Source organism: Streptomyces lasalocidi (assembly GCF_005280215.1).
Lineage (GTDB): Bacteria > Actinomycetota > Actinomycetes > Streptomycetales > Streptomycetaceae > Streptomyces > Streptomyces longwoodensis.
Map to the genome: position 1 here is coordinate 3,952,746 of NZ_SZNQ01000001.1, position 26,869 is coordinate 3,979,614.

Sequence of the window (26,869 nt, forward strand, 5' to 3'; positions counted from 1 at the left end):
CTCAGCTGACCGCACCAGGAAGGACCTTCACCAGCAATGACCGACGAGAACACTCCCGTCACCCCTGAGGGCGACGGCGTCATCGCCCAGCGTGTCGAGCCCGTCGGGCTCGAGACGGAGATGCAGCGCTCGTACCTCGACTACGCGATGTCCGTCATCGTCTCGCGCGCGCTGCCGGACGTGCGGGACGGCCTCAAGCCCGTCCACCGCCGCGTGCTGTACGCGATGTACGACGGCGGCTACCGCCCCGAGCGCGGCTTCTACAAGTGCGCCCGCGTCGTCGGCGACGTCATGGGCAACTACCACCCGCACGGCGACTCCTCGATCTACGACGCCCTGGTGCGCCTCGCCCAGCCGTGGTCGATGCGGATGCCGCTGGTGGACTCCAACGGCAACTTCGGCTCCCCGGGCAACGACCCGGCCGCGGCCATGCGCTACACCGAGTGCAAGATGGCGCCGCTGTCGATGGAGATGGTCCGCGACATCGACGAGGAGACCGTCGACTTCACGGACAACTACGACGGCCGCTCCCAGGAGCCGACCGTCCTGCCGTCGCGCTTCCCGAACCTGCTGATCAACGGCTCGGCCGGCATCGCGGTCGGCATGGCGACCAACATCCCGCCGCACAACCTGCGCGAGGTCGCCGCCGGCGCCCAGTGGTACCTGGAGAACCCCGAGGCCTCGCACGAGGAGCTGCTGGACGCGCTCCTGGAGCGCATCAAGGGCCCGGACTTCCCGACCGGCGCGCTGGTCGTCGGCCGCAAGGGCATCGAGGAGGCGTACCGCACCGGCCGCGGCTCGATCACCATGCGCGCGGTCGTCGAGGTCGAGGAGATCCAGAACCGCCAGTGCCTGGTGGTGACGGAACTGCCGTACCAGGTGAACCCGGACAACCTCGCGCAGAAGATCGCCGACCTGGTGAAGGACGGCAAGATCGGCGGCATCGCGGACGTCCGCGACGAGACGTCCTCGCGCACGGGCCAGCGCCTGGTCATCGTGCTCAAGCGGGACGCGGTCGCCAAGGTCGTGCTGAACAACCTGTACAAGCACACCGACCTGCAGACGAACTTCGGCGCCAACATGCTGGCGCTGGTCGACGGCGTGCCGCGCACCCTGTCGCTGGACGCGTTCATCCGCCACTGGGTGACGCACCAGATCGAGGTCATCGTCCGCCGCACGCGCTTCCGGCTGCGCAAGGCCGAGGAGCGGGCGCACATCCTGCGCGGTCTGCTCAAGGCGCTGGACGCGATCGACGAGGTCATCGCGCTGATCCGGCGCAGTGAGACGGTCGACGTCGCGCGCGGCGGCCTGATGGAGCTCCTGGAGATCGACGAGATCCAGGCCAACGCCATCCTCGAGATGCAGCTGCGCCGGCTGGCCGCCCTGGAGCGCCAGAAGATCGTCCAGGAGCACGACGAGCTCCAGGCGAAGATCAACGAGTACAACCAGATCCTCGCCTCGCCGGTCCGTCAGCGGGGCATCGTCAGCGCGGAGTTGGCGGCGATCGTCGAGAAGTACGGCGACGACCGCAAGACCATGCTGGTGCCCTACGACGGCGACATGTCCATCGAGGACCTGATCGCCGAGGAGGACATCGTCGTCACCGTCACGCGCGGCGGGTACGTCAAGCGGACCAAGGCGGACGACTACCGCGCGCAGAAGCGCGGCGGGAAGGGCGTGCGCGGCGCGAAGCTGAAGGAAGACGACATCGTCGACCACTTCTTCGTCTCCACCACGCACCACTGGCTGCTGTTCTTCACCAACAAGGGCCGGGTCTACCGGGCCAAGGCGTACGAGCTCCCGGACGCCGGGCGCGACGCGCGCGGGCAGCACGTGGCGAACCTGCTGGCCTTCCAGCCGGACGAGGCGATCGCCGAGATCCTCGCCATCCGGGACTACGAGGCGGTGCCGTACCTGGTCCTCGCGACCAAGGGCGGCCTGGTGAAGAAGACGCCACTGAAGGATTACGATTCGCCCCGCTCCGGCGGTGTGATCGCCATCAACCTCCGTGAGCGGGAAGACGGTTCGGACGACGAACTGATCGGTGCCGAGCTCGTGTCGGCCGACGACGATCTCCTGCTGATCAGCAGGAAGGCACAGTCGATCAGGTTCACCGCCACGGACGACACGCTGCGGCCGATGGGCCGTGCGACCTCGGGCGTCAAGGGCATGAGTTTCCGCGCGGGCGACGAGCTGCTCTCGATGAATGTCGTTCGACCCGGTACGTTCGTGTTCACTGCCACCGACGGCGGGTACGCGAAGCGGACCGCCGTCGACGAGTACCGCGTCCAGGGTCGCGGCGGCCTCGGCATCAAGGCCGCCAAGATCGTGGAGGACCGCGGTTCGCTCGTCGGCGCGCTGGTTGTCGAGGAGCTCGACGAGATCCTCGCCATCACGCTGTCCGGCGGTGTGATTCGTACGCGAGTCAACGAGGTCAGGGAGACGGGCCGTGACACCATGGGCGTCCAACTGATCAACCTGGGCAAGCGCGATGCCGTCGTCGGTATCGCACGTAACGCCGAGGCGGGGCGCGAGGCGGAGGAAGTCGACGGCGACGTGGCCGTGGACGAGCCCGCGGAGGATGCCGCGACCACCGGCACGGACGAGGGTGAGGCGCCCTCGGCCGAGTAGCACGAGGAGAGAGTCATCGTGAGCGGAGCCACGGGCGCCGGGACGTCTTCCGGGAAGAAGGGCGGCGGCGGCCGTGGCTCCGCCGCGCAGGTGACGGATCCGCAGACGACCAACCTGAAGCCGGTCAAGGTGGACGCCGAACCGCCCGCTCCCGACGTGGACGGATCCCAGGGGGGAACTGTGACGGAGACCCGAGGCCCGCAGGCCCAGCCGTACGGGGCCGGTGCGGGCCCGGCCGGCCAGGCCGGCGCCCCGGAGACGGCCTCGCCGCTGCCCGGCGAGCGCCGGACGCAGCAACAGGCCGGGCCGTACCACCCGCCGCAGGCCTACCCGGCCCAGGGCGGCACCGCGGCCGGCGCGGTACGGCGGCCCCGGACGGGCGCGCGCACCACGCCGCGGGTGCGCAAGGCCCGGCTGCGGGTGGCCAAGGCCGACCCGTGGTCCGTGATGAAGGTGAGCTTCCTGCTCTCCATCGCGCTGGGCGTCTGCACGATCGTCGCGGCGGCGGTGCTGTGGATGGTCATCGACGCGATGGGCGTCTTCTCGTCGGTCGGCAGCGCGGTGTCCGATGCGACCGGCTCGACCGAGTCGAACGGCTTCGACGTCCAGTCGTACCTGTCGCTCCCCCACGTGCTGACGTTCGCGACGATCATCGCGGTCATCGACGTCGTCCTCGCGACGGCGCTGGCGACGCTGGGCGCCTTCATCTACAACCTGTCTGCGGGCTTCGTGGGCGGTGTGGAGTTGACGCTCGCAGAGGACGAGTGACCTGCGGCAGGACCCCCGAGCCGGGCCCCCCGGGAACCGATTTTGGGAGTGCCCGGGTCGTGCGCTAATCTTCAGGAGTCAGCGCGCGGGACACACACCGCAGAGCGCGGCGGGGCTATAGCTCAGTTGGTTAGAGCGCATCCCTGATAAGGATGAGGCCACAGGTTCAAATCCTGTTAGCCCCACCAGCACGGAGACCCCCAGTCGATATCGGCTGGGGGTCTTCGGCGTCCGCGGTCGTGAGGTCGGCGGCGGACGGGGAGCTGGGGGGCGAGGCGAGGCGCGCTTGGTGCTGCCTCTGTTCGGCACAGGCCTGACGTCGGTTGATGCCGGGCAGGCTGGTGGACCATCTCGGCGATGGAGTCGGCGCACTCCCCATCGTCCCCAGGGCGAATCCTGCACCCCCCGTGCGTCAGTCCCCGCACGGGGAGTCGTAGGGCAGGCGGGGGAGGTACTCGTGCCAGGTGCGGGGGGTCAGGACGTTGTGGGTCGTCGTGCAGATGTGGGTGATGGCCGCGTCCACGTCCAGGTTCCACAGGCGGACCGTGCCCGCGCCGCTGGAGATGCCCAGGCGGTTGGTGCGCGGGGCGAACGCGAGGAAGTGGCCGGTCTTGGCGTGGGGGCTCATCGACTGGCCGATGGGTGAGGGGTCGGCGGGGTCGCCGACGTTCCACAGGCGCACGGTGTTGTCGTTGCCGCCGCTGGCGAGGGTGCGGCCGTCGGGGCTGAAGGTCAGGGAGACCACCGCCTCGGTGTGGCCCGACAGGGGGTGCCCGGAGGGGGCGGCGCCGCGCGGGTCGGTGACGTTCCACAGGCGGACCGTGTCGTCGTCGCTGCCGGCCGCGAGGGTGTGGCCGTCGGGGCTGAAGGCGAGGACGTTCACCGGGCCGGTGGGGCCGGTGAGGGTGCGCACCGGGGTGGCGTGGCGGGGGTCGTCGACGTCCCACAGGCGGACCGTGCCGTCCGCGCTGCCGCTGGCCAGGGTGTGGCCGCCGGGGGCGAACAGGAGGCTGTTGACGTACCCCTTGTGACCCGTGAGCGGGCTGCCGAGCCGGGTGGCGCGGGCGGGGTGGGTGACGTTCCAGAGCTGGATCGTGTGGTCGTCGTACGTGGTCGCCAGGGTGCGGCCGTCCGGGGCGAACGCCAGGGCCGTGGGGCCGGAGAAGCGCGTGCGCAGCAGCAGGGGCGGGCCGTAGGAGACGGCGTGGGACGGGTCGCGGACGTCCCAGAGGTACACCTCGCGGTTCGGGGTGAGCACCGCGAGGGTGCGGCCGTCGGGGGAGAACGTCATGGTGCGTTCGGCCCCGTCGCCGCGCAGGAAGGGCTCGCCCAGGGACACCGGCCGGTCGGGGCGGGTGACGTTCCACAGCCGGACCCGGCCGTCGCGCGCCGCCGTGGCGAGGACCTTGCCGTCCGGGCGGAACGCCCCGCTGCGGCCGATCACGTCCGACGTCGGCACCGACCACAGCCGCAGCCGCCCGTCGCCGCTGCCGGTCGCGAGGGTGCGCCCGTCGGGGCTGAAGCCGACGGCGTACATCTCCCCGCTGCTGCCCGCCAGCGGCTCGCCGACCTGGGAGGGGTAGGACGGGTCGCTGACGTTCCACAGGCTGGCGGTGCTGTCCGCGCTGCCGACCGCGAGGGTGCTGCCGTCGGGGCTGAACGCCACCGACCACACGGGGCCGGTGTGCCCGGTCAGCGGGGTGGCCAGGGCGCCGGGGTGACGCGGGTCGGCGACGTTCCACAGGCGGACCGTGTCGTCCGCGGCGCCGCTGGCGAGCGTGCGTCCGTCGGGGCTGAAGGCGACCGAGTGGACCGTGCCCGTGTGGCCGGTGAGCGCGGTGCCGATCGGGGCCGGCCGGTGCGGGTCCGCCATGCTCCACAGGCGCACCGTGCCGTCGTCGGCGCCGGTCGCCAGCAGCCGCCCGTCGGGGCTGAACACCACGGACCGCACGGCCTCGCTGTAGCCGCTGAGGGTGGCCGACACCGTGGGCCGCCCCGGCTCGCGCAGGTCCCACAGCCGTACCGTGCGGTCGTCGTTCGCGGCCGCCAGTGTGTGGCCGTCGGGGCTGAACGCGATCAGGTAGATCGTGCCGTCGTGCCGGGTGAGCGGGGCGCCCAGCGGGGTCGGGTGCCGGCGGTCGGCGACGTTCCACAGGCGGATCGTGCCGTCGTCCGAGGCGCTGGCGAGGGTGCGGCCGTCGGGGCTGAAGACGGTGCTGCTCACCCAGCTCGTGTGGCCGGTGAGCGGCCGGCCCAGCGGCCGGGGGCGGCCGGGGTCGGACGCGTCCCACAGGCGTACGGTCCGGTCGTTGCCGGCGGTGGCCAGGGTCCGTCCGTCCGGGCTGAACGACGTCAGGTAGACGGCGCCGGTGTGGGCGGCGAGCGGGGTGGCCAGCGGGGCGTTGACGATGGAGACCAGCCGGTTGCCCGTGTCCGCGTCGTGCGGGCGCAGCCGGTGGGCGACCAGGTCGATCCGCGCGGACAGCGACGGGTCGGAGTACTGCACCCGGTCGGCCTCCGCGAGCACCTGTTCGAACACGGCGTCGTCGCGCTGCTGCCACGCCAGGACGGCCGAGCCGGCCGCCAGCACGGCCAGCGCAACCAGCGCCGCCACCGCGCCCCGGCTGATCCACAGGGTGCGCCTGCGCAGCCGCACCGAGGCGGCCAGGAACTCCTTCGCGCTGCGCGTCAGGTACGTGTCGCCCGCGGTCGCCGCCCAGCCACGGGCCTGCTCCAGCCGCGAACCCCGGTACAGCAGCGAGCTGTCCCGCTGCGAGGCCTCCCAGGCCCGGCCGTCCTCCTCCAGCCGCTGGCGCAGCAGGTGGTCGCCGCGGTCCTCGTCGATCCAGTGCCGCAGCCGCGGCCAGGCGTGCAGCAGCGCCTCGTGGGTGATCTCCACGGTCTCCGCGTCCAGCGTCACCAGCCGGGCCCGGACCAGCGCCTCCAGCGACTCCTCCGTGCCCCGCGGGTCGGTGGACTCCTCGGCGAGACGGCGCCGGTCACCGCGCCGTCGCGTGGCCTGGGTGTCCTCGCCGAGCCGCACCAGCCGCAGCAGGAGCAGCCGGGCGGCGCCGCGGGCGGCCGGGTCGAGGCCGGTCCAGGCGGACTCCGCCGTCGCCGCGACCGCGCCCTGGATGCCGCCCGCCGCGCGGTAGCCGGCCAGCGTCAGCCGGCCCGCCTTGCGGCGCTGCCAGGTGGCCAGCAGGGCGTGGGACAGCAGGGGCAGCACCCCGGCGTCGTGCGCTCCGCGCGGGCCGTCGGCGCTCACCTCGCGGACGATCAGCTCGGCCAGGCCCGGCTCCAGCTCCAGGCCCACCGCCTTGGCGGGACCGGTCACCGCCTCCCGCAGTTCGGCGGTGGTCAGCGGGCCGAGCACCATGTGGCGGTGCTGGAGCGCGTCGGCCAGCTCGGGGTGGCCGAGGCACTGCTCGTAGAAGTCGGCGCGGATGCCGAGCACGACGATCGCGGGCGCGGGTTCGTCCGGCCCGCCGGGGGTGCAGGCGGCGTGCAGGAGCCGGACGAAGGCGCGCCGGTCGGCCTCCCCGGCGCACAGGGTGAACGTTTCCTCGAACTGGTCCACGACCACGACGGGCCGCGCGGCCGACGGGGTCGCCCGCCGGGCCCAGGCGGCGACGGCTTCCCGTACGGCGCCGGGAGCGGGGTCGGGGACGTGGGCCGGGGCCGGGGTGGGAGTGGGGGTGGCCTCGCGGACGGAGTCGCCTCTACCGACGGTGTCGCTTCCACCGGCGGAGTCACCCTCACCGGCGGAGTCGCCCCCACCGGCGGAGTCACCCTCGCCAGCGCTGGCGGGCGAGCCGTCCCGCGGCGCCGGGGGGCTGCCCTGCGCGCCCGTTCCCGCCGGGCGGCTCACCAGCGACGCCAGCTCCGGTATGCGGCGCGCCAGCTCCCCGACGGGATCGTTGCCCGGGACCAGGTGCAGCACGCCCCGCGCCCGGTCGCCCAGGGCGCCCCCGCGGAGGGCGGGGACCAGGCCGGCGTTGAGCAGGGACGACTTGCCCGCGCCCGAGGCGCCGACCAGCATCACCAGGCCGCCCGTCCCCTCGGCCGCGCGGAGCTGGTCGACCAGCGCCCCGGTGCTGCGCTCCCGGCCGAAGAACCAGCCGGCGTCCTCCTGCCGGTAGGCGGCGAGCCCGCGGTAGGGGCACACGCTCGGGGACCGGCCGTCGTCCGCGGGAGCCGTGGAGGGTGCGGAGGCACCGGACGCCCCGGCGGGCGCGGGCCCGTCCCCGACCGGGTCGGCCAGGGCCCGTTCCCACAGCCGCTGCCACTGGCCGACGTCGTACAGGCCCTGGACCACGGGGGCGGGCCGGGCGCGACGGGCCGCGGGGACCAGTACCTGGAGGACGGCGGTGAGCGCGGGGAACTGGGCGGGCACGTTCTTGGCGCGGCGCCAGTCGCTGATGCGCTGGGCGGACACCCGGACGGGGCGTCCGCGCTCGTCGACCTGCTGGAGCCGGGCGACCGCCTCGGACACGCTCTTGAGGGGTGGGTTGCCCGCCTCCTTGTAGAGCAGTGCGAGGCGTTCGGCGAAAGCTGTGCGTGCCCCTGAGTCGAGACCCAAGGTCCCACCCCTCACTTCCCCCGCGCGGACGTCCGGACCGGAAAACTCACTTTATACGGCTGACCTGCGGCGATGGCCAGGCATGGAGGCCGGAGCCTCCCAGGTGACCCGTCCCACCTGGCACGATCGCCGAGCGACAGCCCGACGAGCCGCCGCACCGTCCGGCCCCCCGGGGCGCGGGAGCGGCGCAGGCCGACGACATCGCCGTCGGGTACGGGTCGCCCCTCGACGCGTCCTTCGGCACCGGTCCCCGCGTGGGGAGGGACCGGCGCCGGAGGGCACGGGACGGGGCCGTGTCCGGGCTCTTCCCCGGACACGGCGAAGGCCCGGTTGCTCCAGGGGGAGCTTCCGGGCCTGCATCGCGCGGCTGTACGCAAGTCGCCGTCACAACGGTCGTGCGGTCGGTGCGGTGGTGCTCGAAGGGTCGGTGCGTCGGATCACGGGGGCCTCAGCGCTGCAGGGGAACCGTCCGGGAGTCCGCCGCCGGGGAGTCGTCGCACGCCCCGTCGGGGTGGGCCGCGTCCGGCAGGCCCTGCGACTCGGCGTCCGCGAGGGGGCGGTGCCGGCAGCTCGGGGACTTGCCGTGGGCCTCGGCGCGGATGCGCTGTTTCATCGTGGGGGGAAGGGCCCTCGCCCGGGACCAGGCCCAGGGCAGTGCCGCTTGTGCCGGAATCGTCACCCGGTCGGTGTTCTCGCCGGTGCTGCTGTTGCGCGTCGGCTCGGTCTGTGCGACGGCCGTCGCGGAGGTGGTGGTGACGAGGCCCAGTGCCGTGCACAGGGCGAGGAAGGCGGTGACGATGGCGGTCCAGAGCTTCATGACCTCGGTCTTGGCCATGATCCCCTCACTTTCGGGTTGGGCGATTTGCGTACTTTCCTCATGATGTGTATGGCGATCGCGAAGTGGTGGACCGACGCACGCGGCGTGGCGATGTTCCGATGAACACCACCCGGATGGCCGCAAGAGGGGTGAAGAGAGGGGAAAAGGGGACCCGCTCACCCTCGGTGGACGTGCGATCACCCTTCGGCCGGAGGGGCGTGGGACGCGTCTACTGGGCTGGCGCGGGCGGCAGTTGGGGCCGCCCCGGCAGGTCACCGATCGATATCGGTCGGTGTGTATAGTCGGGCGCCAGAGGTCCCCTACGTCAAGGAAAGACGAGGTCGCGCGGTGAAGAAGCTTCTCCTGGTCGCACTGGCCGCCATCGGCGGGCTCCTCGTGTACCGCCAGATCCAGGCGGATCGCGCCGAGCAGGATCTGTGGACGGAGGCGACCGACTCCGTGCCCACGGGTTCGTGAGTCCGCACCCTGCCATCAGCACAGACCCCGGCCGCGCTCAGCGGCCGGGGTCTTGCTCTGCCCGGGGTCCCGGGTTGCGGATCGCCGTGGGTGCGGTGACACTCTGCGCGGCCGCCGCCCTGGCCGTCCCCGGGGCCCGCGCCGCCGACGCCCCGGCCTACGCCTTCGCCGCCGACGCCCGTACCGTCCCCGGCGCCACCGGCACCGCCGACGCCGTGCGCCTCGCACCCGGCACGACGTACCGCAGCACCCTCTCCGGCGCGGCGCGCACGTACTACCGCCTCGAACTGGACGGCGCGTCGAACACCTACGTCTCCGTGACCGCGGTCCCGCGGCCCGGTGCCGCGCTCGACGCGGGCGACGGGATCCGGGTGTCGGTCCAGGACGCCGACGGGCTGAGCTGCTCGTCCTTCGACTCCGCGACCGTCGGCGCCACCGGGAGCCCCCGGCCGCTCACCGCCTGGGGCGCGCGCGAGATCGTCGCGGGCCGGTCGCTGTGCCGCACGGCGGGCACCTATTACGTCGTCGTCGAGCGGGCCCGGCCGGAGAGCGCCTCGGGGCAGCGCTGGGACTTGGAGCTCGCACCGGTCTCCGAGCCTCCCCTCGCCCGGCCCGGCGTCACCCGGGCCCCCGGGGCGTGGGACTCGGCCACGCCCGCGCCGCCCACCGGGGAGGCCGTGGACCGGCCGGGCGGGGCCGGGTTCGCCACCGCCGCCCCCGTGGGACCGGGCGCCTGGCGGGGCCGGATCGTCCCGGGGCAGACCCTCTTCTACCGCCTTCTCGTCGGCTGGGGACAGCAGCCCGACGCCACGGTCGAGATCGGCGGCACCGGTGGCCGCAGTGCGGACTACGTCGGTGCCGCCCTCTCCCTCACCCTGCACAACCCGGTGCGCGCCGAGGTGGAGTCCGCACAGACCGGCTACGGCGGCACCCAGAAGTCGGCCGCCCTGGCTCCGGTGCCCCCGGTCGCCCACGCCAACCGGTACGCCGTCTCCGCGCCGGTGAACGGCATGCGCTTCGCCGGCTCCTACTACCTGGTGGTCCACCTCGCCGCCCAGGTCGGTGAGGAGTTCGGCGACGGGCCGTACGGCGTCGTCCTGCGCGTCGGGGTGCGCGGGACCGCGCGCTCCGGGCCCGGGTACGCGGGGGAGTCCGTGCCCCGCGGGATCTTCGGGGCCGGCGCCCCCGGCGCCTCAGGGGGTGCCGGGGGGCACGGCGGTGACCTGGGCCTGTGGGTGCTCGCGGCCGGCGGGATCGGGGCGGGCAGCGCGCTGCTGCTCGGTCTCGCGGTGTGGACGGTCACCGCGCGGCGCCGGGACGCCGCTCAGATCCGGGCCAACGCCCAGAACCCGACGGCGTAGCAGACCAGCGCCAGCAGCAGCACCGGCACCGCGATCCGCGCGGGCGGCCCGGGCCGGGGCACCCGCCGTCCGTGCCGCCCGGCCCGGCGCCCCGGGGCGGCCACGGGCCGCGGATCCTCGGTGGTGTACGAGGCGGTGGCCGGGTCGGGGCGCGGCAGGACGTAGGTGTGCGTGGGCTCCTGGACCGATTGCGGCGGGGGCGCCGGGGGAGTGTGGGGCGGCCGTACGGGGTGCGGGGCCCCTTCCTGATGCGGCGCGGAGTACGGGGCCTGCTCGTGGGGCGGCGCCGAGTGTGGAGTCGGCTCCTGAGGGGGCGGGGGGTGCGGGGCCCGCTGCTGCGGGGGCGGCAGGTGGAAGCTGCCGGTGTCCGACATGGACGGGGTGGGTGTGGGGGTCGGGGTGGGTGTGGGGGTCGGCGTGGGGGTGGGGGTCGCGGTGTGCGGCCGTGCGGGCGGGCGGGCGGTGCCGGGTGACGGGTCGGGCGGGAGGCGGCGCGGGTCCGTCGGCGCCAGGGCGGCGGCGCCCCAGCCGGTCGGTATGGAGCCGGTGTCCGCCTCGGCCGGGACGAAGCCGGTGCCGGGCCAGGTCGCCTCGGTGGTGGGGCCGGTGCCGGTACCGCTGCCGGTGGGGGTGCGGGTGCTCCTGCCGTTTTCCCCCGGCCCAGCAGGAGGCGCGTCCGGCACGGTGGGGCCCGTCGAGGCGCTGTCGGTCCCCGGGCCGGCCCCGGCCGGCTTCAGCGGGCCCTGTGCCCCGAACCCCTTGGGCAGCGGCCCGAGTTGGTCGAAGATCTCGATGATCTCGTCGTCCGGGCCGGGCGGCGGCAGCAGTTCCACGGCCGAGGCGAGTGCCTTGCGGGCGCCGGTGGCCGTGCGGAACCGGGCCTCGGGGTCCGGCTGGACCAGGGTGGCCACCACCTGCCACAGCGGCTCGGGGACGCCCTGCGGGGCGCCCGGGGTGCCGTGGTCCAGGAAGTGCTGGACCAGTGCCTTGGCGTCCGGCTTGGCCCCCTGGAGGAGGTACAGCGCGACCAGGCCGACCGCGAACAGGTCGGCGGGGAAGTCGGGTTCGGCGCCCATCATCTGCTCGGGCGCGAGGTAGCCGGGGGTGCCCACGACCAGGTGGGTCTCGGTCAGCCGGGGCTCGCCGAGCCGCATCGCGATGCCGAAGTCGGACAGGCGCAGGCGGGGCCGGGCGGTGCCGGTGGCTTCGAGGAGGATGTTGGCCGGTTTGATGTCCCGGTGGACGACGCCCTCGGCGTGCACGGCGGCCAGACCGGAGAGCAGCTGATCGAGGAGGGTGCAGACGAACAGCGGCGGGAGGGGACCGTAGTCGCCGATGAGGTGGACCAGGGAGCCGCCCGCGACCAGGTCCATGGTGAAGAGCACCTTGTCGTCGTCCGCGGCCCAGCTGGCCGGGGCGAGCACGTGCGGGTGGTCGATGCGCAGGGCCTGCTCGCGCACGAAGCGCAGCAGGGAGTGGGCGTCGCTCTGCTGGAGGACCTTGGCGGCCACGTAGCGGCGACGGCGGTGGTCCCAGGCGCGCCACACGGCGCCGACGCCTCCGCGCCCGATGGGGTCGACCAGTTCGTACCGTCCGGCGAAGACCTCACCCATGTCGCCCGTGCCGCTCCTCCCCGATGCGGTGTCCCCCGTGCCCCCGTGTCCCCGTTGTGCCCCCGCGCCCCGTGCCCCCGTGGTGCTGCGGGTCCCCCGTGTCCCCCGTGTCCCCCGTGGGAGCCCCGTCAGCTCTGGTGGGACTGGTAATGCGTCACGGCGTCGGAGGTGCGGCCGGCGCCGTACACCCGGAGGAACTCCGCCAGCTCCGGATGGGTCGGGGCCAGGGTGTCCGCGGCGTCGATGATGTCACCGGCGGCGGCCACCGAGCGCAGCAACGACTGGATCTCGCGGACGACCCGCTTCACCGTCGGCGCTCCCGAACTGCTCGTCGTCTGCGTGGTGTTGTTCAGCACGGAACCCCCCTGGGACCGCTTGATCTCCTCCATGCGCTCGGTCGCCTCGGCCGCGCTGACGCTCCCGTCGGCGACCTGACTCGCCAACTCCTGGAGCAGCTGCACGCGCTGCACGACGGCCGGATTGCCGATCTTCGCCCGCTGACCGCTCATCAGCTGGGACAGCATCGGCGCCGACAGTCCCAACACCCCCGCGAGACGGGCCTGGTTGAGCCCGAGATCGTCGATGAGCTTACGGAAGAGCGCCCCCAGTGGCTCTCCGTACCAGTTCCGCTGGAGCTCCCGCGCTCTCGCGGTCGCTTCCTGTTGTGCGGCGTCCATTGCGTCTCCCCATCGCTTCCCCAAAAAACGGCGGTTCGCTGTAGCGAACCACGCCGAGCATCCTACGGAGAGTGGTCGTTCGCGGGGACCCCCCAGCTTTTTGGAAGATCCCGGGGGTGACCCGGTACTCTGGTCTGCGGCGCACGGCGGAGGGATCCGCCGGTGGACGCTTTTCGGGGCCTTAGCTCAGTTGGTAGAGCGCCGTCTTTGCATGGCGGATGTCAGGGGTTCGACTCCCCTAGGCTCCACACAGGAATCCCCTCCGTACCGCGGGTGCACGCGGAACGGAGGGGATTCGTCGTCTGCGGGGCTTCACGCGGGGCCGGGGGCGGCCCGTTTCACGTGAAACGCGGCGGTGGGGCAGGAGAGACGTGCTCTCCTGCCCCACGAACCGAACCGAACCGAACCGAACCGGACCGGACCGCTCGGCTCAGGTTCCGTCGCGGTTCTCGCGCGAGGCGTCCTCCTCGGCCTGCTTGGCCTCGACCTCCGGGTCCAGGACGTCGCCGCTGCCGTCCACCGACGTGAGACCGCCGGACGCGGGGACCTCGGTCGCCGCGGGCGGCTCGACGAGCCAGTCGGGGTTGGCCTGCTTGTCCCACCACTTCCAGGCGGCGTAGGCGCCGCCGACGACGACGCCGGTGATCGTCAGGACCTTGGCGACCTTGCCGATCTTGGCCCGCCGCCGGTGCTTGCGCACCAGCCGCTCGATCTCCTTGGCCGTCACCTGCCCGCGCAGTGCCGCGAGCGCGGCAAGACCGCGGGCAGCGGCCTCGTCCTTGACGGGGCCGGCCGCGGCCACTGCCTGCTCCAGCTTGGGGCGGGAGTAGTCGGCGGCCTGACGTGCGGCGACCCGGGCGCGCAGGGCTGCTTCCTGTGCGGCCAGGTCGACCTTCGGGGGTAGCTGCGCACGAGCCTGTTCCAGGCGCGGGGCGACGTGGGCGTCGTACTGCACGCGGGCCTGTTCGGCGGCCAGCGACACCTTGGGCGCGAGCCGTACGCGGGCCTCTTGCGCGTAGTGCGCGGCCCGTTCCTTGGCCGTATCGGCGTAGGGCGCCACCGCTTCCGCGGCGTGCAGCACGCTGTCCTTCGCCGAGCCGGTCGCGGCGCGCACGCTGTCAATGCGGGTCACGGGTTCCTCCTCCTCGGTGGCGTACGGTAATCGACTGTCCACCCTTTTGCGGATCATGCCTGTCCCGGCGCGGAGAAGCATGCGGGGGCGGGCATTTGGGTGCCCGGTGGATGAATACGGGGCAACGGGGGCTTGTCGTCGGCAATGCCTCGACCATGCCACGGATCGCCTCTGCCCGCTCCCTCCCACGCCACTCCGATTGTTTTTCGCCGACCAGCCTCGCGCCCCCTCAGGTTGCGGTACGGACGCGGACGGTGCGGGGTGCGGGGCGTGCGAGGATCGGGGGGTCACAGAGAGACGACGGAAGGCACATCGTGGCTGAGCAGCTGTACGCCACCCTGAAGACCAACCACGGCGACATCGAGGTCCGGCTGTTCCCGGACCACGCTCCCAAGACGGTCAAGAACTTCGTCGAGCTCGCGACGGGCGGCCGGGAGTGGACCCACCCCGCCACCGGTGCCAAGTCCGCGGACAGGCTCTACGACGGCACGGTCTTCCACCGGGTGATCAGCGGGTTCATGATCCAGGGCGGCGACCCGCTCGGCAACGGCACCGGGGGCCCCGGCTACACGTTCGAGGACGAGTTCCACCCCGACCTGCGCTTCGACCGGCCCTACCTGCTGGCCATGGCGAACGCCGGCCCGGGCACCAACGGCTCGCAGTTCTTCCTCACCGTCGCCCCGACGGCCTGGCTCAGCCGCAAGCACACCATCTTCGGCGAGGTCACCGACCCGGCGAGCCAGAAGGTCGTCGACGCCATCGCGGTCACCCCGACCAACCCGCGCACCGACCGCCCGGTCAACGACGTCGTGATCGAGTCCGTCGTCGTCGAGAAGCGCTGACCCGGGGCGCGGGCCGCCCGACGGGAACCAATCGCCCTGCTCGTCCGTAAGGAGGGGCAGGGCGATGCAGTGTGTTCGGCTCGGTGTGCCGTGGCGGCCCACCGACCAGGAGAGGGATCCGATGGAACAGGCGCCAGGCAGCCGGCCGGACGCCCGGGGCGGCCTGCCCGGGTGCTACCGCCACCCCGACCGGGAGACCGGCGTCCGCTGCACCCGCTGCGAGCGGCCCATCTGCCCGGAGTGCATGGTCAGTGCGTCGGTGGGCTTCCAGTGCCCGGAGTGCGTGCGCAGCGGTTCCGGCACCGGGCACGCGCCGGACGCGTCCACGCCCCGCACGATCGCCGGGGGCACGGTCGCGGCCGACCCGCGTCTGGTGACCAAGGTGCTGATCGGCCTCTGCCTCGCGGCGTACCTGGTGCAGCAGGTGGTGGGCGACAGCTTCATGGACCGCTTCGAGCTGATCGGCCGCGCGATCATGCCGACGCTCGGCACGGACCACCTCGAGGGGGTCGCCGAGGGGCAGTGGTACCGGCTGCTGACCTCGATGTTCCTCCACTTCGGCTACCTCCACGTGCTGTCCAACATGCTGAGCCTGTGGTGGGTCGGCGGCCCGCTGGAGGCGGCGCTCGGCCGGGTCCGCTACCTCGCGGTGTACCTGCTGTCGGGTCTGGCCGGTGGTGCGCTGACCTATGTGCTCGCCGCGCCCAACCAGGGCTCGGTCGGGGCGTCCGGTGCGATCTTCGGCGTCTTCGGTGCCTTCGCCGTGCTGGTGCGCCGGCAGCGCTACGACATGCGGCCGGTCATCGCCCTGCTGGTGATCAACCTGATCATCACCTTCGGCTGGAGCGGGATCGCCTGGCAGGCGCACGTCGGAGGTCTGGTCGCCGGTGTGCTGATCGGCTACGGGATGCTCAACGCCCCGCGGGGCCGCCGCGCGCTCGTGCAGTACGGCCTGTGCGGCCTGGTCCTCGCGGCCGTGGTCGTCATGACGCTCCTGAGGACCGCGCAGCTCACCTGAGCGCTCGTTGTCCACAGCGCGTGGCAGATCTTGTGCACAACGTGGGGGAACAGCTGTGCCCCCTGTCACCGACCCGTGTTTCCGCAGGTCAGGCAGGGGGCGAACACGCTTTCGAGAGAAGGTCGGCGCCGGTAGTTCCGTCACACCGGCGTCAACCTCCGCTGAGTTATCCACAGATCGTCGTTCTTTTCCCCACTGTGGAAAACAGCTGTGGATAACTCAGCGGACACCCCTGGTCAGAGGTTCTGCGCTACTTCCACTGGGTGGAGACGCCGAATCCGGCCGCGATGAACCCGAAGCCGACCACGATGTTCCAGTTGTCCAGCTTGTCGATGGGCAGCGAGCCGTCGGTCACGTAGAAGACCACGATCCACGCCAGCCCGATGATGAACATGGCCAGCATCACCGGCGCCACCCAGGCGCGGTTGGTCAACTTGATGGCCGCCGGCTGCCTGGCCGCCGGCGGCGTGTAGTCGGCCTTCTTGCGAATACGTGACTTCGGCACGAGGGTCTCTCCTGCTGGCAAGGGGACACGGAGCGCTCCCCCGGGCGTCCGTTAGCGTAGTGCTTCTACGGCGCCGAAGGAGATAAGGGTACGTTGAGCAATTCTGCCGACTCCCCCGGGACGGGTACAACGGGTTCCGCCCCCGCTCCCCGGCCTCGTTTCCGGCCGGTGCGGGTGCTGACGGTCGCGGTCTTCGCGCTCGCGGGGCTCCTCTTCTTCACCAGCTTCAACACGGCCAAGGGCACCAACCTCCGCACGGACACCTCCCTGCTGAAGCTCTCCGACCTCATCCAGGAGCGCAGCCGCAAGAACGGCGAGCTCGACGAGTCCAACGCGGCGCTGCGCGACGAGGTCGAGTCCCTGGCCGAGCGCGACGACGGCCGCTCGAAGGCCGAGGACGACAAGCTCACCGCGCTGGAACACACCGCGGGCACCCAGAAGCTCAAGGGCCGGGCGATCACGGTCACGCTCAACGACGCCCCGCCCGACGCCACCGCCAAGCTCCCCGGCTACCCCGAGCCGCAGCCCGACTACCTGGTCATCCACCAGCAGGACCTCCAGGCCGTGGTGAACGCGCTGTGGCAGGGCGGCGCCCAGGGCATCAAGGTGATGGACCAGCGGCTGATCTCCACCAGCGCCGTGCGTTGCGTGGGCAACACCCTGATCCTCCAGGGCCGGGTCTACTCGCCGCCGTACCGGATCCAGGCGGTCGGGGACCCCGAGAAGCTGCAGAAGGCGCTCGCCGACTCACCGACGATCCAGAACTACATGGTCTACGTGAACGTCTACGGCCTGGGCTGGAAGGTGACCGAGGACGACACCGTCACGCTGCCCGGCTACTCGGGCACGGTGGACCTGCACTACGCCCGGCCCGTGGAGTAGCCGGCCGGTACGGCCGCCCCGGCCGACGTTGAGGCGATCGGCCCCGTACCACGTAAGTCGGGGTACACGCCGTCCCGCCGGGCCCCGTGGCGCCGCGCCGCTAGTCTGGTGCGGTACGGCGTGGGTCTGGTGCCGTGGTACGACGGAAGGGACGGCATGTACGGCTGGATCTGGCGGCATCTGCCGGGCAACGCGTGGAGCAAGGCACTGATCGCGCTGGTGCTGGCCCTGGCCGTGGTCTACGTCCTCTTCCAGTACGTGTTCCCGTGGGCCGAACCGCTGCTTCCCTTCAACGATGTGACGGTGGACAACCAGTGAGCGCGCGCATTCTCGTCGTGGACAACTACGACAGCTTCGTCTTCAACCTGGTCCAGTACCTGTACCAGCTGGGCGCCGAGTGCGAGGTCCTGCGCAACGACGAGGTCTCCACCTCCCACGCGCAGGACGGCTTCGACGGCGTGCTGCTGTCGCCCGGCCCGGGCACGCCCGAGCAGGCCGGGGTCTGCGTCGACATGGTCCGCCACTGCGCGGCCACCGGCGTCCCGGTCTTCGGCGTCTGCCTGGGCATGCAGTCGATGCAGGTGGCGTACGGCGGCGTCGTGGACCGGGCGCCCGAGCTGCTGCACGGCAAGACCTCGCCGGTCGAGCACGAGGGCCGGGGCGTCTTCGCCGGACTGCCGTCGCCGTTCACCGCGACCCGGTACCACTCGCTGGCGGCGCTGCCGACCACCGTGCCCGCCGAGCTGGAGGTCACCGCCCGCACCCACGACGGGATCATCATGGGCCTCAGACACCGCGAACTGCCGGTCGAGGGCGTGCAGTTCCACCCCGAGTCGGTGCTCACCGAGCACGGCCACCGGATGCTGGCCAACTGGCTCGTCGAGTGCGGCGACCGGGACGCGGTGGCGAGGTCGGCGGGGCTCGCCCCGGTGGTGGGCAGGGCCACGGCGTGACCGCGCTGCGCCCGGAGCGCGAGGACTCGTACGGCACGGCGTACGGGTCCTTCGGCGTTCCCGGCGCGGGGGCCCCGTACGGCCCGCTCCCCGACGACGAGACGATGGCCCTGCGCCTCCCGGAGGCACCGGGGACCGCGGAGCCCTACGGGGAGCCCGTGACGGCCCCTGACGGCCCGACGGCCCCTCACGCCCCCGTGGCCCCGGGAGGCGGCCGTGCGGCCCGCAGGAAGGCCGCCAAGCGCCGTCACGGGCGCCGCGGGGGACCCGAGGGCGCCAACGGGCCCCAGGGGCCCCCGAGTCGCGGGGCCGGCGACGGCCGGCCCCTCTCCCGGGTCGAGGCCCGGCGCCGGGCGCGGGCCAGCAAACCGGGCCCGGCGGTCGTCGCCAGCCGGGCCGTCGGCGAGCTGTTCATCACTGCCGGCGTGCTGATGCTGCTGTTCGTCACCTACCAGTTGTGGTGGACCAACGTGCGCGCGCACGCCCAGGCCGACCGGGAGGCCAGCAGCCTCCAGGACGACTGGGCCAACGGCCGGCGCAACCCCGGCACCTTCTCGCCGGGCCAGGGCTTCGCCCTCCTGCACATCCCCGCGCTGGACGTGGTCGTGCCCATCGCCGAGGGCGTCAGCAACAAGAAGGTCCTCGACAAGGGCATGGTCGGGCACTACGGCGAGGGCGCCCTGCGGACCGCGATGCCCGACGCCAGGACCGGCAACTTCGGGCTCGCCGGCCACCGCAACACCCACGGTGAGCCCTTCCGGTACATCAACCGGCTCAAGCCCGGCGACGCGGTGGTCGTCGAGACCCAGGACGAGTACTTCGTGTACAAGGTGGCCTCGATGCTGCCGGTGACCCCGCCCAGCAACGTGAGCGTGCTCGACCCCGTCCCGAAGGGGTCCGGGTTCACCGGACCGGGCCGGTACATCACCCTCACGACGTGCACGCCGGAGTTCACCAGCAAGTACCGCCTGATCGTCTGGGGCAAGATGGTCGAGGAACGGCCGCGCAGCAAGGGCAAACCGGATGCGCTCGTAGAGTAGGGGCGGATGACACCGTGGCAGCGACCACAGACGGCACCGGGGAACACAGCGGCCCGTCGGCACCGGCTCCCCCGCCGTCCGCCGCGTCCCCTTCCCCCTCTTCCCCCTCTTCCCCCGCTTCCCCGCCCGCACGGCGGCCCGGCCCGGTGGCGACGGCCGTCAGCGTCCTCGGCGAACTCCTCATCACGGCCGGCCTGGTGCTCGGCCTGTTCGTCGTCTACTCGCTGTGGTGGACCAACGTCGTCGCCGACCGGCACGCCGACGCGCAGGCCGACAAGGTGCGCGACCAGTGGGAGCACCAGGACACCGGGCCCGGCGCGCTCGACACCAAGAACGGCATCGGCTTCCTGCACGTGCCCGCCATGAGGAACGGCGACGTCCTGGTCGAGAAGGGCACCACCTCGAAGGTCCTCAACGAGGGCGTGGCCGGCTACTACACCGACCCGGTCAGGGCCACGCTCCCCATGACCGGCAAGCCGGGCAACTTCTCCCTGGCCGCGCACCGGGACGGCCACGGCGCCAAGTTCCACAACATCGACAAGCTCGACGAGGGCGACCCCATCGTCTTCGAGACGCGCGACGACTGGTACGTCTACAAGGTCTTCGCGATCCTCCCGGAGACCTCCAAGTACAACGTCAAGGTCCTCGGGCAGGTCCCGAAGGAGTCCGGGCGGACCAAGGCCGGCCACTACATCACGCTGACCACCTGCACGCCCGTCTACACCAGCCGCTACCGCTACGTCGTGTGGGGCGAACTGGTCCGCGTGGAGAAGGTGGACGCGGGGCGCACCCCGCCGAAGGAACTGCGCTGACCGCCGACCACGCGGCGTGAACGGCCGGAAGCCCCGGCACTCGTCGAGTGCCGGGGCTTCCGGCCGTTCGCTCCGGTGCGCTCCGGTCGGCTCCGGTTCGTTCCGGGAGGGGACGCCGGGTGTCAGTCGTCGCGGCCCGAGCCTCCGGTGAGCCCGCCGAAGAACTGGGTGCCGCCGTTGTCGTTCCCGCCGTTGTTGTTCCCGCCGTTGTTGTTCCCGGGAACCGTTGCCAGGTTGACCGCGCTGCCCTTGTTGACGGTGCTGCCCGGCTGGGGGTCGGACCCCACCACGAGGGCGTTGTCGTCCTGGGCCGGGCCCACGGTGCCGACGTTCAGCCCCGCGTCCTGGATGGCCTTCTTGGCGTCCTTCAGGCTCAGCCCCTGCAGGTTCTGCGGGACCTGGGTCTGGCTGCTCTTGCCGATGTTGATCTGGACCGTGGAGTCCTTGTCGACGGAGGCGCCGATGCCCGGGCTGGTCGAGACGACCTTGCCGACCTGGTTCGGGTCCTGGACGTCGACCTCGGTGCAGTTGCCCTTGAGGCCGTTGTCCTTCATCTGGGCCTTGGCGTCGTCGCAGGACTTGCCGGAGACGTCGGGGACGGTCGCCTTCTCCACGGCCTTGGCCACCGTGAGGGTGATCGTGGAGCCCTTCTCGACCTCCTTGCCGGAGGCCGGGTTCTGCTCGAGGACCGTGCCGGGGTCCCGGGACGACTCCCGCGTCTCGGTCTTCACGTCGAACTGGTAGTCGTCGCCCTCCAGCTTCGACTTGGCGTCGTCGAGGCTGAGGTCGATCACGTTGGGCACGCTCACCTTCGGCGCGCCCGTCGACACCACCAGGGTGACCGTGGAGCCCTTGTCGACCTCGTTGCCGGCGGTCGGGTTCTGCGAGCAGACCTTGCCGGTCTCGGTGTTCTCGCAGGGCTTCTCGGTGAACGCCAGCTTCAGGTCGGCGTTGGTGGCCATGGTCTGTGCCTGGGCCTTCGTCTGGTCGACGAAGCTCGGCACCGTCACGGTGCCGTTGCCCGCGCCCCCGCCGCCGAAGGCCCACTTGCCGATCAGGATGGCGCCGACCAGGACCAGCACGGCCGCGACGACCAGCAGGATGGTCGAGGTGTTCGACTTCTTCTGCCGGCGCCGGTCCGGGCGGTCGTCGTAGCCGTAGCCGCCGTCGTCCGGGTTCGTCGGGGGCAGCATCGTGGTGGCGCCGCCGCCCGCGTCCGAGCGCAGGGCCGTGGTCGCCTGGTCGTCGGGGTAGCCGCCGTAGCCGACCGAGCCCATCGCCGCCGTGGCCGCGACCGGCTGGCCGTCGAGGCAGGCCTCGATGTCGGCCCGCATCTCGTCGGCGGACTGGTAGCGGTAGTTGGGGTCCTTGACCAGCGCGCGCAGGACGATGGCGTCCATCTCGGGCGTGATCTCGGGGTCGAACACGCTCGGCGCCTGCGGCTCCTCGCGGACGTGCTGGTAGGCGACGGCCACGGGGGAGTCGCCGACGAACGGGGGCCGCACCGTCAGCAGCTCGTAGAGCAGACAGCCCGTGGAGTACAGGTCGGACCGGGCGTCCACCTGCTCGCCCTTGGCCTGCTCGGGCGACAGGTACTGGGCGGTGCCGATGACCGCCGCGGTCTGGGTCATGGTCATGCCGGAGTCGCCCATGGCGCGGGCGATGCCGAAGTCCATCACCTTGACCTGGCCGGTACGCGTCAGCATGACGTTCGCCGGCTTGATGTCACGGTGCACGATGCCGCTGCGGTGGGCGTACTCCAGGCCCTGGAGGATGCCGATGGTCATCTCCATCGAGCGCTCCGGCAGCAACTTGCGGCCGGAGTGCAGCAGCTCACGGAGCGTGGAGCCGTCGACGTACTCCATGACGATGTACGGGATCGAGACCCCGTCGATGTAGTCCTCGCCCGTGTCGTAGACCGCCACGATCGCGGGATGGTTGAGCGAGGCGGCCGACTGGGCCTCCCGGCGGAACCGGGCCTGGAAGGAAGGGTCGCGCGCGAGGTCCGCGCGCAGCGTCTTCACCGCCACGGTGCGGCCCAGGCGGGTGTCATGCGCGAGGTAGACCTCGGCCATGCCACCGCGGCCGAGCACCTGGCCCAGCTCGTACCGGCCGCCGAGGCGACGCGGCTCTTCCATAAGCTACCTACCAGCCCTCTCCGTCGGTCCCGACCGCACCCTGTTGGGTCCGGCGGTGTGCCCACCGGGCATACCGTACCCGGCTCGCTCTGTGTGACCTGGCCAAGCCCGTCACCCGATACGGGACCGGTATCGCAACGTGCACCGATGTGCAGGCGATGTGGGCAGGGTCACTTCTTGTTGCCGATGACCGCCTTCATGACGGCCTTGGCGATCGGGGCGGCGAGGCCACCGCCGGAGATGTCGTCACGGTTGGCGGCGCCGTCCTCGACGACCACCGCGACGGCCACCGGCGAGCTGCCGTCCGACAGCTTGGCGTAGGAGATGAACCAGGCGTACGGCTTCTCGCTGTTGTTCAGGCCGTGCTGGGCGGTACCGGTCTTGCCGCCGACGGTGACGCCGCTGATCTGCGCGTTGGTTCCGGTGCCCTCCTTGACCACGGTCTCCATCATCTGCTGGAGCTTCTGCGCGGTCTCCGAGGAGACGGCCTGGGAGAGCTGCTTGGGCTCGGTGGTCTCGATGACGTCCAGGTTGGAGGCGCGCAGCTGGTCCACCATGTACGGCTGCATCAGCTTGCCGTCGTTGGCGATCGCCGAGGCGATCATGGCCATCTGCAGCGGAGTGGCGGTGTTCGACGCCTGGCCGATGCCGTCCATGGCGTTCTGCGGCCGGTTGTCCTCGGGGTAGACGCTCTGGGCAGCGCGGACCGGGGTGTCCAGCTTCTTGTTGTTGAAGCCGAACTTCTCCGCCTGCTCGATCATCTTCTCGTTGCCCACGCTGTCGGAGAGCTTGGCGAAGACGGTGTTGCACGAGTAGCGCAGCGCGATGCGCAGGGTCGCGTTCTCGCAGGGGATGTTGCCCTCGTTCTTCAGCTCGGTCTTCGTGTCCGGGAGCTGGTAGGGCAGCGGGGAGTCGGTCTTGTCGTCGATGCCGGAGACCTTGCCGTTCTCCAGCGCGGCCGCGGCGGTGACGACCTTGAAGGTCGAGCCCGGCGGGTAGGTCTCGCGCAGCGCCCGGTTGAGCATCGGGTCGTCGCGGTTGTTCTTCTTCTGCACCGCGTTCCACGCCTTGGCGTCGTCGTCGGTGTTGCCCGCGAACTTCGACGGGTCGTACGACGGCGTGGAGACCAGCGCCAGGATCTTGCCGGTGGCCGGGTCGATCGCGGCGACCGCGCCCTTGTTGTTGCCCAGGCCCTCGTAGGCGGCCTTCTGCGCGGCGGCGTTGAGGGTGGTGACGACGCTGCCGCCCTCCTTCTTCTTGCCCGTGATCATGTCGAGCGTGTTGCGGAAGAAGAGCCGGTCGTCGTTGCCGGTGAGGATGCCGTCCTCCAGCGCCTCCAGCTGGTTGGCGCCGAAGGCCTGCGAGGAGTACCCGGTGACCGGCGCCCACATGGCGCCGTCCTTCCAGGTGCGCTTGTACTTGAAGTCGCCGCTGGTGTTCTCCACCGAGCCGGTGATCGCCTTGCCGCCGACGATGATGTCGCCGCGCGGGGTCGCGTACCGCGCGATGTTGACGCGGCGGTTCTTGTCGTCCGTGGCCAGGTCGTCGGCCTTGACGTACTGGAGCCAGTTGTCGCGGATGAGCAGGGTGAGGATGAGCAGTCCGCAGAAGATCGCGATCCGGCGCAGGGGCTTGTTCATGACGGGCGGACCACCTGGGTCATCTCGGCGTCGGGGTTGGTGGCGGGGGCGGGGGCCGGGCGGCGCGCGGTGTCGCTGATGCGCAGCAGGATGCCGATGAGCGCCCAGTTGGCGATGACGGACGAGCCGCCGTACGCCAGGAAGGGCATCGTCATGCCGGTCAGCGGGATGAGGCCCATGACGCCGCCGGCGACGACGAAGACCTGGAGGGCGAACGCGCCGGACAGGCCGATCGCCAGCAGCTTGCCGAACGGGTCGCGGGCGGCGAGGGCGGTGCGCACACCGCGCTCCGCGATCAGGCCGTAGATCAGCAGCAGCGCCATCAGGCCGGCCAGGCCCAGTTCCTCGCCGAAGGTGGCGAGGATGAAGTCGGAGTTCGCGGCGAACTTGATCAGCTCGGAGTGGCCCTGGCCCCAGCCGGTGCCGAGGGTGCCGCCGGAGCCGAACGCCCACAGCGCCTGCATGGCCTGCTCGGAGTGGCCGGGTACGCCCTGCTGGGACAGCGCGTACTCGTGCATCGGGTCCAGCCACGCCTGGACGCGCATCTTCACGTGCGGCTCGATGCTCGCCACGCCGACGGCGCCGACCGAGGACATCAGCAGACCGAAGAAGATCCAGCTGGTCCGCTCGGTGGCGACGTACAGCATGATGACGAACATTCCGAAGAACAGCAGCGACGTGCCGAGGTCGGTCTCGAAGACCAGGATGAGGATCGAGATCGCCCAGACCACGATGATCGGGCCGAGGTCGCGCCCGCGCGGCAGGTACACGCCGAGGACGCGGCGGCTGGCCAGGGCCAGCGCGTCGCGCTTCACCATCAGGTAGCCCGCGAAGAAGATCGCCAGCACGATCTTGGCGAACTCACCGGGCTGGATGGAGAAGCCCGCGACGGAGATCCAGATCTTGGCGCCGTAGATGTTCTGGCCGAGGCCCGGCACCAGCGGGAGCAGCAGCAGGAACAGCGCGCCCACCATGGAGATGTAGGTGTAGCGCTGCAGGACGCGGTGGTCCTTGAGGAAGATCAGCACCACGATGAACAGGGCGATGCCCAGCGCCGTGTACAGCAGCTGCCGGGGCGCGGCGGTGCCCGCCTGGTGGATCCGCTGGAGCAGCTTGGACTGGTCGAGGCGCCAGATGGCGACCAGCCCCAGCCCGTTGAGCAGCGTGGCCAGCGGCAGCAGCAGCGGGTCCGCGTACGGCGCGAACTTGCGGACGACGAGGTGGGCCACGCCGGCCAGCAGGCCGAGCCCGAGTCCGTAGCTCAGCAGGCCGGACGGCACCTGCTCGTTGAGGGCGAGGCCCACGTTGGCGTAGGCGAAGACCGGGATGACGACGGCGAACACGAGCAGCGCGAGCTCGGTGTTGCGCCGGCTCGGCGCTCCGATCGAGCCGATCGTGGACGTGTGGTGCGTCGGCGTGTTGGTAGTACTGCTCATCGTGTGACGGGGCCTCTCACGGCTTGCCTACTGCTTACCGCACTGCGAGACGACCTCTTTCTCTTCCTCCGACAGGCTGGGGCCGGGGCTGGGAGTGGCGGTCGCGGACGGGGAGGGCGAGGGGGACGAGGACGGCTTGGCGGCGCCCGAGGCGGACGCGCTCGGCGACGGCTTGGACGGGGGTGCGGCGGGACTGGTTCCCACGGCCTGGTCCTGCTTCCTGCACGCGGACGCCAGCAGGGAGAGCTCGTCGATCTTCTTCTGGGCGGTGGGCAGGCTGCCTTCGGCGATCGTGGCCTGCACCAGCTTCTGCTGGTACGGCGGCAGGTACTTGAGTTCGATCTCGGGGTGGTCCTTCTCCACCTTCGACAGGCTCAGCCAGGCCAGGTCCTGGCTGATGCCCCGGTAGAGCGCCACGTGCTCGCCCTTGGTGCCGACGTAGTACTGGGTCTGGGTCCAGCGCCAGCCGCCGTACAGCGCGCCGCCGACGACGGCCAGCGCGAGCACGGTGTAGAACGACCGCTTCACCCACTTGCGGCCGCCCCGCTGCTTGACGAAGTCCTCGTCGGAGTAGTCGAGGCCGCCGTGGTCCCCGGTGGGGACGAAGCCGGTGGTGTCGCCGGAGCCGGGCGGGCCGAACTGGCCGCCGCCGCCCGCCGCGTGCCGGCCGAGGCCGGCGGCACGGCCGGCCGGGGTCTGCATGATGCTGTTGTCGTGCAGCTGGCTCTGGTTCTCGGCGACCGCGCCGACCACCACCGGGGTGTCGGACAGCTGCCCGGCGAGGGTGTCGCCGGTGTCCAGGTCGAGGACGTCCGCGACGATCACGGTGATGTTGTCGGGGCCGCCGCCGCGCAGCGCGAGCTGGATGAGCTCCTGGACGGTCTCCTGCGGGCCCTGGTAGCTCGCGAGGGTGTCCTCCAGCGTCTGGTGCGAGACCACGCCGGACAGGCCGTCGGAGCAGATCAGGTAGCGGTCGCCGGCCCGGACCTCGCGGATCGACAGGTCCGGGTCCACGTGGTCGCCGCTGCCCAGCGCCCGCATCAGCAGGGACCGCTGGGGGTGGGTGGTGGCCTCTTCCTCGGTGATGCGGCCCTCGTCGACCAGGCGCTGCACCCAGGTGTGGTCCTGGGTGATCTGGGTGAGGACGCCGTCACGCAGCAGGTAGGCGCGTGAGTCGCCGACGTGCACCAGGCCGAGGCGCTGGCCGGTCCACAGCAGGGCGGTGAGCGTGGTGCCCATGCCCTCCAGCTGGGGGTCCTCGTCGACCATCGAGCGCAGCTGGTCGTTGGCGCGCTGGACGGCCTGGCCGAGTGAGGTGAGCACGTCCGAGCCGGGGATGTCGTCGTCGAGGGCCACGATGGTGGAGATGGCCTCGGAGGAGGCGACCTCGCCCGCGGCGGCGCCGCCCATGCCGTCGGCGATGGCGAGCAGGCGCGGGCCGGCGTAACCGGAGTCCTCGTTGCCCTCCCGGATCATCCCCTTGTGCGATCCGGCGGCGAAGCGCAATGACAGACTCATGCCCACCTCGTCCGTCGGCTCCGGGTA

At 71.8% G+C, this 26,869-nt stretch carries 21 protein-coding genes and 2 tRNA genes; 13 read left to right on the plus strand and 10 right to left on the minus strand.

Features of this window, described 5'->3' with window-relative positions; all coding sequences use genetic code 11:
• The first annotated feature begins 36 nt into the window (after nt 1-36).
• The 3 genes from gyrA to E4U91_RS17710 all read left to right on the plus strand — a co-directional run bounded on the left by gyrA (nt 37) and on the right by E4U91_RS17710 (nt 3,587).
• Entirely contained in the window at nt 37-2,631 is a 2,595-nt protein-coding gene (gyrA, locus tag E4U91_RS17700; protein ID WP_137307759.1) for a DNA gyrase subunit A, read from the plus strand.
• An 18-nt stretch (nt 2,632-2,649) separates the two neighbouring features.
• Entirely contained in the window at nt 2,650-3,399 is a 750-nt protein-coding gene (locus tag E4U91_RS17705; protein WP_137307760.1) for a DUF3566 domain-containing protein, read from the plus strand.
• Nucleotides 3,400-3,510: 111 nt separating this feature from the next.
• A tRNA-Ile gene (locus tag E4U91_RS17710) sits at nt 3,511-3,587 on the plus strand.
• Between the two features lie 224 nt (nt 3,588-3,811).
• Here the strand turns inward: E4U91_RS17710 and E4U91_RS17715 are convergent.
• Both E4U91_RS17715 and E4U91_RS17720 read right to left on the minus strand, forming a co-directional pair.
• Complete coding sequence (locus E4U91_RS17715; protein ID WP_137307761.1) at nt 3,812-7,981, minus strand: nSTAND1 domain-containing NTPase; 4,170 nt, start codon at nt 7,979-7,981, stop codon at nt 3,812-3,814.
• A gap of 448 nt (nt 7,982-8,429) precedes the next feature.
• Nucleotides 8,430-8,816: a DUF6344 domain-containing protein gene (locus E4U91_RS17720; RefSeq protein WP_137307762.1), complete on the minus strand. Its 387-nt coding sequence runs from the start codon at nt 8,814-8,816 to the stop codon at nt 8,430-8,432.
• 330 nt (nt 8,817-9,146) lie between these two features.
• Between E4U91_RS17720 and E4U91_RS39025 the strand changes: the two genes are divergently transcribed.
• Nucleotides 9,147-9,275, plus strand: coding sequence for a DLW-39 family protein (locus E4U91_RS39025; protein ID WP_003999697.1), 129 nt, complete (start codon nt 9,147-9,149; stop codon nt 9,273-9,275).
• 86 nt (nt 9,276-9,361) lie between these two features.
• Nucleotides 9,362-10,636 (plus strand): hypothetical protein, encoded by a 1,275-nt coding sequence (locus E4U91_RS39600; protein WP_168218130.1) that lies wholly within the window; start codon nt 9,362-9,364, stop codon nt 10,634-10,636.
• Here the strand turns inward: E4U91_RS39600 and E4U91_RS17735 are convergent.
• Together E4U91_RS17735 and E4U91_RS17740 are read right to left on the minus strand one after the other, a co-directional pair.
• Complete coding sequence (locus tag E4U91_RS17735) at nt 10,600-12,249, minus strand: serine/threonine-protein kinase (protein ID WP_137307764.1); 1,650 nt, start codon at nt 12,247-12,249, stop codon at nt 10,600-10,602. The two genes, E4U91_RS39600 and E4U91_RS17735, sit on opposite strands and share 37 nt — an antisense overlap.
• Before the next feature lie 128 nt (nt 12,250-12,377).
• Complete coding sequence (locus E4U91_RS17740; protein ID WP_137307765.1) at nt 12,378-12,926, minus strand: helix-turn-helix domain-containing protein; 549 nt, start codon at nt 12,924-12,926, stop codon at nt 12,378-12,380.
• 175 nt (nt 12,927-13,101) lie between these two features.
• Here E4U91_RS17740 and E4U91_RS17745 point away from each other — a divergent pair.
• Nucleotides 13,102-13,174, plus strand: a tRNA-Ala gene (locus E4U91_RS17745).
• A 182-nt stretch (nt 13,175-13,356) separates the two neighbouring features.
• On the opposite strand, the gene E4U91_RS17750 is transcribed toward E4U91_RS17745, so the two are convergent.
• On the minus strand, nt 13,357-14,058 hold the full coding sequence (locus E4U91_RS17750; protein ID WP_137307766.1) for a DUF5324 family protein: 702 nt from the start codon (nt 14,056-14,058) through the stop codon (nt 13,357-13,359).
• A gap of 314 nt (nt 14,059-14,372) precedes the next feature.
• On the opposite strand from E4U91_RS17750, the gene E4U91_RS17755 reads away from it, so the two are divergent.
• Together E4U91_RS17755 and E4U91_RS17760 are read left to right on the plus strand one after the other, a co-directional pair.
• Nucleotides 14,373-14,900, plus strand: coding sequence for a peptidylprolyl isomerase (locus tag E4U91_RS17755; RefSeq protein ID WP_137307767.1), 528 nt, complete (start codon nt 14,373-14,375; stop codon nt 14,898-14,900).
• A gap of 121 nt (nt 14,901-15,021) precedes the next feature.
• The gene (locus E4U91_RS17760; protein ID WP_137307768.1) at nt 15,022-15,918 is read left to right on the plus strand and encodes a rhomboid family intramembrane serine protease; all 897 of its coding nucleotides are present in this window, start codon (nt 15,022-15,024) and stop codon (nt 15,916-15,918) included.
• 250 nt (nt 15,919-16,168) lie between these two features.
• Here E4U91_RS17760 and crgA read toward each other — a convergent pair whose 3' ends face one another.
• Nucleotides 16,169-16,423, minus strand: coding sequence for a cell division protein CrgA (crgA, locus tag E4U91_RS17765; protein WP_137307769.1), 255 nt, complete (start codon nt 16,421-16,423; stop codon nt 16,169-16,171).
• Between the two features lie 93 nt (nt 16,424-16,516).
• On the opposite strand from crgA, the gene E4U91_RS17770 reads away from it, so the two are divergent.
• The 5 genes from E4U91_RS17770 to E4U91_RS17790 all read left to right on the plus strand — a co-directional run bounded on the left by E4U91_RS17770 (nt 16,517) and on the right by E4U91_RS17790 (nt 20,110).
• The gene (locus tag E4U91_RS17770; RefSeq protein WP_137307770.1) at nt 16,517-17,305 is read left to right on the plus strand and encodes a DUF881 domain-containing protein; all 789 of its coding nucleotides are present in this window, start codon (nt 16,517-16,519) and stop codon (nt 17,303-17,305) included.
• A gap of 120 nt (nt 17,306-17,425) precedes the next feature.
• On the plus strand, nt 17,426-17,623 hold the full coding sequence (locus tag E4U91_RS17775) for a hypothetical protein (RefSeq protein WP_174867721.1): 198 nt from the start codon (nt 17,426-17,428) through the stop codon (nt 17,621-17,623).
• Nucleotides 17,620-18,258, plus strand: a complete 639-nt coding sequence (locus tag E4U91_RS17780; protein WP_137307771.1) for an aminodeoxychorismate/anthranilate synthase component II — start codon at nt 17,620-17,622, stop codon at nt 18,256-18,258. Before E4U91_RS17775 ends, E4U91_RS17780 begins: the two co-directional genes overlap by 4 nt.
• Nucleotides 18,255-19,298, plus strand: coding sequence for a class E sortase (locus E4U91_RS17785; protein WP_241678616.1), 1,044 nt, complete (start codon nt 18,255-18,257; stop codon nt 19,296-19,298). The genes E4U91_RS17780 and E4U91_RS17785 overlap by 4 nt, the downstream gene beginning before the upstream one ends.
• A 14-nt stretch (nt 19,299-19,312) precedes the next feature.
• Nucleotides 19,313-20,110 carry a class E sortase gene (locus tag E4U91_RS17790; RefSeq protein WP_137307772.1) on the plus strand — a complete coding sequence of 266 codons (798 nt, stop codon included), beginning with the start codon at nt 19,313-19,315 and terminating at the stop codon, nt 20,108-20,110.
• 122 nt (nt 20,111-20,232) lie between these two features.
• On the opposite strand, the gene pknB is transcribed toward E4U91_RS17790, so the two are convergent.
• The 4 genes from pknB to E4U91_RS17815 all read right to left on the minus strand — a co-directional run bounded on the left by pknB (nt 20,233) and on the right by E4U91_RS17815 (nt 26,842).
• Nucleotides 20,233-22,248: a Stk1 family PASTA domain-containing Ser/Thr kinase gene (pknB, locus tag E4U91_RS17795; protein WP_137307773.1), complete on the minus strand. Its 2,016-nt coding sequence runs from the start codon at nt 22,246-22,248 to the stop codon at nt 20,233-20,235.
• A gap of 170 nt (nt 22,249-22,418) precedes the next feature.
• Nucleotides 22,419-23,888: a penicillin-binding transpeptidase domain-containing protein gene (locus E4U91_RS17805; protein WP_137307774.1), complete on the minus strand. Its 1,470-nt coding sequence runs from the start codon at nt 23,886-23,888 to the stop codon at nt 22,419-22,421.
• Nucleotides 23,885-25,324 carry an FtsW/RodA/SpoVE family cell cycle protein gene (locus E4U91_RS17810; protein WP_137307775.1) on the minus strand — a complete coding sequence of 480 codons (1,440 nt, stop codon included), beginning with the start codon at nt 25,322-25,324 and terminating at the stop codon, nt 23,885-23,887. Before E4U91_RS17810 ends, E4U91_RS17805 begins: the two co-directional genes overlap by 4 nt.
• Before the next feature lie 27 nt (nt 25,325-25,351).
• The gene (locus tag E4U91_RS17815; RefSeq protein WP_137307776.1) at nt 25,352-26,842 is read right to left on the minus strand and encodes a Stp1/IreP family PP2C-type Ser/Thr phosphatase; all 1,491 of its coding nucleotides are present in this window, start codon (nt 26,840-26,842) and stop codon (nt 25,352-25,354) included.
• Nucleotides 26,843-26,869: the final 27 nt, after the last annotated feature.